The organism is Helicobacter sp. MIT 21-1697 (genome assembly GCF_026241255.1).
Classification (GTDB): Bacteria; Campylobacterota; Campylobacteria; order Campylobacterales; family Helicobacteraceae; genus Helicobacter_C.
On sequence record NZ_JAPHNC010000011.1, the window covers coordinates 19,211 to 28,087 of the forward strand.

The 8,877-nt window shown below is 39.8% G+C and carries 8 protein-coding genes; 7 read left to right on the top strand and 1 reads right to left on the bottom strand.

Going from position 1 to position 8,877, the window contains the following annotated elements; genetic code table 11:
- The first annotated feature begins 117 nt into the window (after positions 1–117).
- The 7 genes from OQH61_RS08750 (at position 118) to OQH61_RS08780 (ending at position 7,849) form a co-directional block, all read left to right on the top strand.
- The gene (locus tag OQH61_RS08750) at positions 118–423 is read left to right on the top strand and encodes a hypothetical protein (RefSeq protein ID WP_266027049.1); all 306 of its coding nucleotides are present in this window, start codon (positions 118–120) and stop codon (positions 421–423) included.
- 89 nt (positions 424–512) lie between these two features.
- Positions 513–680: a hypothetical protein gene (locus OQH61_RS08755; protein WP_266027050.1), complete on the top strand. Its 168-nt coding sequence runs from the start codon at positions 513–515 to the stop codon at positions 678–680.
- The gene (locus OQH61_RS08760; protein WP_266027051.1) at positions 677–3,844 is read left to right on the top strand and encodes a hypothetical protein; all 3,168 of its coding nucleotides are present in this window, start codon (positions 677–679) and stop codon (positions 3,842–3,844) included. The genes OQH61_RS08755 and OQH61_RS08760 overlap by 4 nt, the downstream gene beginning before the upstream one ends.
- Positions 3,841–4,713, top strand: coding sequence for a hypothetical protein (locus tag OQH61_RS08765; protein WP_266027052.1), 873 nt, complete (start codon positions 3,841–3,843; stop codon positions 4,711–4,713). Before OQH61_RS08760 ends, OQH61_RS08765 begins: the two co-directional genes overlap by 4 nt.
- 16 nt (positions 4,714–4,729) lie before the next feature.
- Positions 4,730–6,145, top strand: a complete 1,416-nt coding sequence (locus tag OQH61_RS08770) for a phage portal protein family protein (protein ID WP_266027053.1) — start codon at positions 4,730–4,732, stop codon at positions 6,143–6,145.
- A complete protein-coding gene (locus OQH61_RS08775; RefSeq protein WP_266027054.1) occupies positions 6,145–7,236 on the top strand; it encodes a phage minor head protein in 1,092 nt (363 codons plus the stop codon). The genes OQH61_RS08770 and OQH61_RS08775 overlap by 1 nt, the downstream gene beginning before the upstream one ends.
- A gap of 151 nt (positions 7,237–7,387) precedes the next feature.
- Positions 7,388–7,849 (top strand): phage virion morphogenesis protein, encoded by a 462-nt coding sequence (locus OQH61_RS08780; protein WP_266027055.1) that lies wholly within the window; start codon positions 7,388–7,390, stop codon positions 7,847–7,849.
- On the opposite strand, the gene OQH61_RS08785 is transcribed toward OQH61_RS08780, so the two are convergent.
- A complete protein-coding gene (locus OQH61_RS08785; RefSeq protein ID WP_266027056.1) occupies positions 7,846–8,490 on the bottom strand; it encodes a S24 family peptidase in 645 nt (214 codons plus the stop codon). The two genes, OQH61_RS08780 and OQH61_RS08785, sit on opposite strands and share 4 nt — an antisense overlap.
- Positions 8,491–8,877: the final 387 nt, after the last annotated feature.

Genomic DNA, 8,877 nt, shown 5'->3' on the forward strand with positions numbered 1-8,877 from the left:
TGCCACCTTGAAAGCGTCATCGGGGTGGGGGATATATAAGGGGGAGGGAGCGATTTCGCAATTCAAGCCCCTCCCCCTTATAAAAGAAAAGGAAATAAAATAGTTAAGGAGAACACAATGAGTAAAAGTTTTGTATTTAAGGTAGAGCGAGGAAGCCTTGATTTTGATGCGATTTTAAGCACAGGGGAGACACTCAAACTCACTATATTAGAGAGTAACACCAACCAGCTCCAAGAGATTGAGGACAATAAAGAATCTTTGAGTAGCTTAGAGCTCACAAGAAAGCATTTGAGCGAAAATCTCAAAGGAGAGAGGGCGCAAGAGTTCATTGATGACTTAATGGAAAATGGCTCTTTGGCAGATTTTTATGTGGGTATAAACGAGCAATTTAGAGCACTTAAAGGTATCAAAAGAAAAAACTAATTCGCTGGGCAAAGGAGAGAGCGTTTTTAGCACAAGATAAGCAATCTGTGCCTTTGCCCATTGTGTTAGAGGATATAGAGGAGCAACTTTTGGCTCTTGGATTTAATCTTTGCTTGGAATTTAATGTGGGAGGAATGAGTGTTTTTAGGCACATTAATTATGCCATTTTAAAGGATTTTTGCCTTGTATATGGATTTGATAGTTTGGAGCTGCTGGGGTTATATAAAGAAATGATTGTGGAGATGGAAGCAATATGAAAAAAGTAGGCTTTGAAATTATCTTTAATGTCAAAGATGGCTCATTGCAAAAAGTCAATAAAGAGCTAGATTCTACAGCCAAAAAGAGCAGATACGCAAAAGAGCAAACAAGCTTATTAAATAAACAAGGCTCTGCATTTGGCTCTAGTATTGGAAAACTCACTCTTGGGCTTGGGGCTTTAGGGCTTGCCGCTCAAGGATTATCAATCCTTAAAGATGTGCTTGTTCAACCCATAAAAGAGGCGGTTGCGCTTAATGCACAATATGAGAATCTAGGCAACTCTATCGCCTCACTCATTTCTATTAACCACGAAAATATCACAGCCACAGGGGAGGTATTAAGCGCACAAGAAAAATGGCAACTCTCCTTAAAGGAATCCCAACAAACCATTGATGAGCTCAAAGAGAGTGGCTTAGAGTTAGGCTACTCTGTGAGTGATATGAGCGATATGTTTAAGGGATTTTACTCTACTGCGGGTGCTTCAATGAGCCTCTCTCAAGCCAAAAATGCTATGAAAGCCATAGCCGCAGCTGCAAATGTAAGTGGTGTAAGCGTGGATTCTCTAAAGGTTACATTAGATTCTCTAGGGAGTGGGATAGCCAATACCGCCACAGATTTTGGGCGATTTGTCAGTGCTATGGGGCTAAGCACAGAGGAGATGAGCAAGGCAAAACAAGAGGGCAAACTCTATGAACTCATTATGGAGAAGTTAGGACCCCTAAGTGAATCTGCTGCTTTTAGTGCAAATAGCTATGCGGTGAATATGGCAAAACTCAATTCTGTGATTGATGATTTGAAACAATCCGCGATTGCGCCTTATTTTGAGAATATAAAAAATGCTATCGCCTCTTGCACCGATACTTTAAGTAAAAATAAAGACAAAATAGTCCAATTTGCCCAAGCTATAATAGAGCACGCGCAAAATATGGTCAAGCCTTTTATTGAATTTGCAGATACGTTGTATTCTACTTTGAGTGAGGCTATATTGTTTGTAGCTCGTGCTTTTGGCTATGCTAGCTCGGAGGGCGATGCGTTTAATGTTATCCTTAATATCGCCCTAAGTGCTTCAACTATTCTTTCTCACGCTTTATCTAGCTTAGTCAATAGCATTAAGCTTGTTATCAATTCATTTAAACTCCTTATTAATAGTGCGCAGGTGGCATATCACGCCATAAATGCGGCACTTAGCTTTGGTGAAAATAGTGCCTATCATACCAAGCAAATAGAATTGCTCAATGCCAAAGATAAAGAGCTCAAAAATGCAATTATGGGCAATATCAAAGGCTATGCGGAGATTTATGCCTCTGGGATAGAAAAAATCAAAGATATTTGGAAACAAAAAACCAAAGAAGATAAGCAAAAACCCAAAGAGCAAAGCACTCTTGTGGGGAAAAGTGCAAATTCTGCGAATTTTAGCAAAAATGGTGCAAATAAGGGCACATCTGAGCTAGATTTGTTGAGGAGCTATTTTGAGAGTGAGTTTCTTTTGAGAGAGAAAAATATCGCGTTAATGCAACAAGGAAAAAACAAAGAATTAGAGCTAGAAATTCTCCGCTATGATAGGAGCATTACTCATCTCAACCTTGAGCTTAAAGCAAAGATTAAAAGTGGAAAACTCTCTATTTCTCAAGCAAATGAGCTTTATTCCCTAGAACTTAAGCTCCACGAGCAAAAAATGCAGCATATACGAGAATATTCACAAACATATGAAGACCTCAAGCGCAATATCAATTCTGCCCTTGATGAGAATATCAATAGCGCATTTAATGGCAAGTTTAACAATTTTCAAAGCCTAAGCACGCAAATATTTTCATCTATGCAAAGCTCTATCACCAAAGGTTTTGCTACTTCTATCTCTGCTGCTTTTATGGAAACACAAGTAATGGAATCTATGACAAAAACGCTCTCTTATGCTATTGAGGGTGTTTCTAGTAAGGGTGCGCTTGGAGGCATTGTTGGGCAAATTAGCTCTATACAAATAGGGGATTCAAATCTAGGTGAAGTCGCAGGCGTAGCTCTTGCAGGATATGGTATGGGTAATGTCGCTGGTGGCTTGGTTGGCAATTTTTTGGGCGATGAAGCAAATGCGCAAAAAACGCAAAAGAGTGCAAATAATGGCGCAATGGCAGGAGCTGCGGCTGGAGCAGCGATTGGTAGTTTTGTGCCTGTGATTGGCACAGCCATTGGCGGGATTGTAGGCGGACTTGTTGGAGGCATTGGCGGGGCGTTGTTTGGGAGCTTTAGCTCAAGTAAAAGAAGCACCACCGCAAAGGGCATAGAACTCACTCAAAGCGCGACAAAGCAAAATGTGAGCGCACGCGAATTTGCCGATGTCAAAGAAACCAAAAAGAAATATTGGGGACTTAAAAAGAGCACGAGCACTTGGAGGGAATTTTATGCCGCAGATAATCAATCGCTAAGGAATATCAAAAATGCCATAAGGGGCTATGAATACCTTTTGGAAGATATTGGCGGTGGTATCAAAGAGATAGTCATCAAACAAGGGCAATACAAAGATTATGCAGATATTGTAAATGCTGGGGCAAAGGAGCTCATAAGAAGCTTTTATGACGCTCCAAGCAAGGCTTTAAAAGAGCATCATATCGCCCCAAATATTGATGAGATTTATAATGTGTGGGCGGAATATGCTAAGAGCGTGGATAAACAGGTAAGCGAGGCATTAAGTGAAAGCCTCACTGCCTTTAGCACTACGGGGCAGAATTTTCAAACTTGGCTGTATAACTTTAAAGGACAAAGTGAGCAAGCCTTAAAATACCAAGAAGAGCTTGCGCGCAAGCAAGTGCAGAGAATCACCGATAGTTTGGGCGTGAGTGATATAAATATTGATAATTACCTAAGCTATCGCGAAGAGGCGATAAAAAAAGGCTTTGACCCACAAACCATTGAGCAAATTAATGCTTTGGGTGAGGCTTTAATGCAAAGTGCGGACGCGAGCAAAAAATACGAGGAAGCACTCAAAGGCGAGAATAAAACCAAACTCAACCTCATTGACCCCTTTTTGGAGAAAACAAAGAAGCTAGAAGAGTATAAAATGGAGCAAGATAGAGATAATGAAAAGCTCCAAGTGAATATGCTCACTACACTCAAATCACTTTTGCGCACAAGCCAAGAGAATTTAGAACTTTTGGGCGGTGGGCGATGAAAATCCTAACACGTGGTGATATTATCATTATGGAATCTAATCTCATTGAAAGCAGCGCAAGCTTCAAGCAAGGCGAGGCATACACAAAGGGTGATAAAGTCAATGATGGCAAATTTATCTATCAAGCTTTGAGCGATAATGTGGATAAGCCCTTGAGTGAGCAAAGCGTATGGGAGCGGTGCGGAAGCACGAATGAATGGGCGTGTTTTGATTATTATCTCAATACCCAAAGTGAAGCAAAAGAGGAGATTTACCTTAACTTTAGCTGCTATGGTGCAAAGGCTTTATACATAAGCGGACTTGAGGCGAAGTATTTAAGCATTGAAGTGATAGATTCGCACACAGCAAAAGTGATTGAAAGCAAAGAATATAAGCTTTATGGGCAAAATATTGCTTCTTGGAGCGAATACTTTTTTGGGCATTGGGGCAGAAAATTTAAGCGAAATATTTATTATGAATGCTCCACTTTTACGCGTAATGTGAGTTTTAGGATTAGGGCGTATGGCACAAGTATCGTGCGTATAGGCTCAATTATCTGTGGGGATTTATTAGAGCTTGCTACCACGCTTTATGATGGGAATGCTATCTCTATGCTTGATTTTTCCAAAGTCCAAACAGATGAGAGCGGCAACACACAGCTCACAAAGGGCAATTTCAAGCGCACGAATGCTTTTAATATCATTGTCCCTGATAGTGAGCTAGATAGGGTGGGCTATGAATTAGCGGAGCTAAGAGGCGAGGCGGTAGTGTTTGTGATAGCCACAAACTATGAAGTTTTAATCAATTTTGCCTTTCTTAAAAATCACGAGATACTGCTAAGCAAAGTCGGTAGAAGCATTGTGAGCATTGAGATTGAAGGATTGATATAAATATGAAGGAGATTGTATGATTGAACGCATTAAAACACCATTTAAAGGGCTTTTTAAGCCCAAAATCAAACTTAATCCTATTTATTTAAACGATGTTCCCTCATCTTTGCCTTATTCAAAGGTAAAAAGTGCCTTGAATGCGGAGAGTTTAAGCGAACTCATTGCGTGTTTTGAGCATTTTAAACGTTTTGATACGCAAATTGCAAGTGAAATCAACAAGCGCAAGGTGCAGCTTATCGGAAAGCCCATTGTCGTAGAGAGTGAAGACACACATCAAGATATGTTTTTAAAAACCTTGATTAAAACGCGGCATTTTAGGAAATTCCTCTATGAATGTAGCTCATCTTTAGCCTATGGATTCAGCTCTTTTGTTTTAAACTATGAGCAAAACGCACTTGGCGGAATCTATCCTAAGCCCGATTTTATCTCGTATCGTTATTTTGAAAGCGACCAAGATAAAAGAGTGTATGTCGCACAAGGTGGCAACAAAATGTATATTGATACAACAAATGAGATTTGGACACATTACCACCCAAATGATAGCGGGAATATCTTAGAGCAGAGCTTGATGTATAAAATCGTGTGCATCGCGAGTTTGAAATATGCCTCATTAATGAAATATATGACTTACCTTGATAGCTTTTCTGTGCCGCCTATTATCATTAAAAGTGATGGGGCAAATTCCAAAGAGGAGGCAAAAGAGATTCTTAAATCCGCCCTTTCTCTAAGGAGCAATTCTGTGGCACTCTTTGGCGCAAGTGATACGATAGAAGTGATAAATGGCAATGTGGATAAAGGCACATTTTTGGAGTTTTTGCGCTATTGTGATGAGTGTATTTCTAAGGTTATCACAGGGCAGGTTTTGGCTGGAAACTCCACGCAAAATGGCACACAGGCTCTAGGACTTGTGCATAATGAAGTGCAAAAGAGCGTGTGCGAGTTTGACGCACTGCTTTTAAGTGAGAGCATACAAGGGCTTTTAGAGGAGACTTTAAAGCTTAATTTTGCCACCCCTGCACCTTTTAAATTTGAAATTGATACCAACACCGAAAAAGATGAGAAACTTCAAGCCGATACTTATTTGATTTTATCTCAAATGGGTGTGAAAATCCCACTAGAGCATTTAGAGAAAACCTTTAAAATCACAGGCTTATCCTATCAAAGCAATATAGAATCTACACCTTTTATATCAGATGCGCCAAATCTTAGTTTAAACAAGATTGGGGATACAGAGCAGACTATCCACACTATCAAGGGGCAGACTGATTTTGAGCTTTTAGAGCTGCTTAAAGACTGCAAAAACTATGATGAGGCTATTGCTACACTCTCCAAATCCTACACAGGAGAAGACTTGCTTGTAAAAGAGCAAGAGCTTATGAATTATTTGCTCAATGCCAAGCTCTTAGGCTTTGAAAGTATCAAGGAGGCGTAATGCTCCATTTTGATTTTTCACTGCCACCCACCGCTGCCATTGCCTCGCTTCAAGCCAAAAAGCCCGAAGTTTTAAAAGATGAGGCGCGGCTTAAGCACAATATTTACAATCGCGTCTTTACGATTAAGGGCATTGCCGATGTGGATTTATTAAGCGATATACAAAAGAGCTTGAGTGAAAATCTGCTCAAAGGTGAAGACTTTAAGATATGGAAATCCCAAGCCCAAAGCTTGCTTGCAAGTGCGAATACCGCGCTTAGCCCAAAGAGATTAGAGCAAATCTATACGCAAAATATCCTTAGTGCATACAATCAAGGGAGAAAAGAAGCGCAATTTGCCCTCAAAGGTGAGATATATTTGCGTTATGTGAGCGCAAATGATTCACGCGTAAGGGCAAGTCATAGAATCTTGCACGGCATTGTCTTGCCAAGAGAGCACCCCTTTTGGGAGAAGCATTATCCGGGGCAAGATTTTGGGTGCAGATGTAGGGCAGAAGCCTATACCAAAGGGCAACTAGAAAGAGCAGGGCTTAAGGTCTCAATGAGTGAAGAGGCACTCGCAGCTTTCAGGGCAAATCCACCAAAGCCACAAAACGAGGATAATCTCAAGGATTTAAGGGATATTATCGCCGCCAAACTTAATGCCCATAGGGGTAATCCTCACGCCCAAGTAAGACTTAGAGGGATTTTAAGAGAGTTAGAGCAAAGAAATGAGCGATTTAAACGAATAAATGGGCTTTTTACCCAAGCGGCGCAAAAGCAAAATAAGAGTGTAGATTCTAAAATTGTGTCTATTGCTAAGACTACACCAAAGCTTAAAAATGAGCTAGGCACAAATGCAGATGAAATTTTATTGAGTGGTTGGACACTACGCACACATACTCATCATAGCAATGTGGATAGCTTTGATTATTCATTAGTGGAGGATATGCTAGGGAGTGAATATAGGGTGAAGCATAGCAAGGAGGGGCATATTGTGTATTTTTCTAAGCTAGGTTACCACTATAAAGCTGTATTTAAAAAGGCAGTCAATGATAAGGGGGAAGAAGAGATATATTTGCAGAGCTTAGTTAAAGGAAGTAAAAAGATATGAGGTCGCAAACCTCTTGACTAAGTGCTGGAAGCTGATTTCCAACAATAACCCTTTCAGAGATAGCTACTCCTCTTAACACGCTCCCGTGCAGACAGCTAAATTTTTGGCTTAGCAAGGAGCATTATACCACAATTTTATAAAAGGAGACACAATGCCAAAAACCATACCCCTTGCACAATGTGTAAAAATAATGCAAGATATGCAAGCTAAAGCCAATGATTTAGAGCCTGTAATGGCGCATATTGCTAATGCTTTGTATAATAGCACAAGTCAATCTTTTGAGAAAGAGAGTTCGCCATTTGGGGAGAAATGGACGCCTCTTGCTCCCTCTACCCTCAAAAAATCAAAGGGCATAAAGAAAAAGCTCATAGATAAGGGCAAGCTGGTAAAGAGTATCCATACTGCGCACACTTCCACACAGGCAAGCATTGGCACAAATATCAAATACGCCGCTATTCATCAATTTGGCGGTTATGCAGGGAGAGGACATAAAAGCAAGATTCCACAAAGAGCTTTTTTACCCATAGATAAAGAGGGCAATATCCCAAAGAATGTGCAAGAGGATATAAAGGAGGCAGTCATAGATTATATGCTAGAGGACTTTAAGTCTTAGCTCGTAAAGCTACTTATAATGCCTCTTATCCGCCCTATTACTTCTATTTCATTGAGTGCATAGCTCATTGGGGCATAGGCTGGATTGGCACTTATGAGTTTTATGCTTTGTCCGCATATAAAGCAATGTTTGATAAATAATCCCTCAAGCGTCCTTATCGCATAAATCTTACCATCTTTGATGTTTTGTTCATTCCTTGAGATAAAACATAAGCTCCTATCGCTCATTATTGTCTCCATACTATCGCCTAGAGCGATAATCATCTCACAAGATTGTATATGCAAAAAATGCAAGATTTCTGTATCAAAGAGCACTTCTGTGTAAGGAATATGCTCATTTATGCAGCCTCCACCAGCGGAGGCATTTGCCTTATAAAGACGTAATATTTTGTATTTCTTTGTTGCTTGGGCGATTTGCTTAGCTTCTGCTCCATAAAAGAAAGTATTAATAGATATATTTTTACTCTGTAAGAAATCCATTATAGCCTTATAGGGGATTCTATCTTGGAATTTGGCTTGAGCGAGGGTATTGGGGTGTATTTTTAAAGCCCTTGCCACATCAATGTCTTTGGGCTTTGGGATAGAATCTGTGGCGAGTATGTCTTTAATGCGCTCAATGCTTTCTTTGCAGGTGAGTTTCATTGAAATTCCTTATGATAAATAAGCCATTATATACATATTTTTAAGAGCTTGGCTCAAAGATTATGTTTTATAAGGAAAATCCTTTTAAAGGGCTTTTATTCAGGCATTGTCGCTCTAGCAAATTGAGTATTTAATGGCTAAAAATGAGGGGGGGGGGGTGATAGAGATTATTCAATAAAGTTCAATAAAGGCTTAAGAATCTTGGTGCTTTTTAAGAGTGTGTGAAATGCTCCTCACGCGCTCTTATGGAGATAATCCCACGATTGCAAAGATTGAATTAGAAAAGAAAATGAGTTATAATAAAATTTCATATATGAAATCAAAGTAAAATCTCTCACTTTGATTTCAAACGCGAAATGACTTTGATTTCATATGCGGAAATACAGA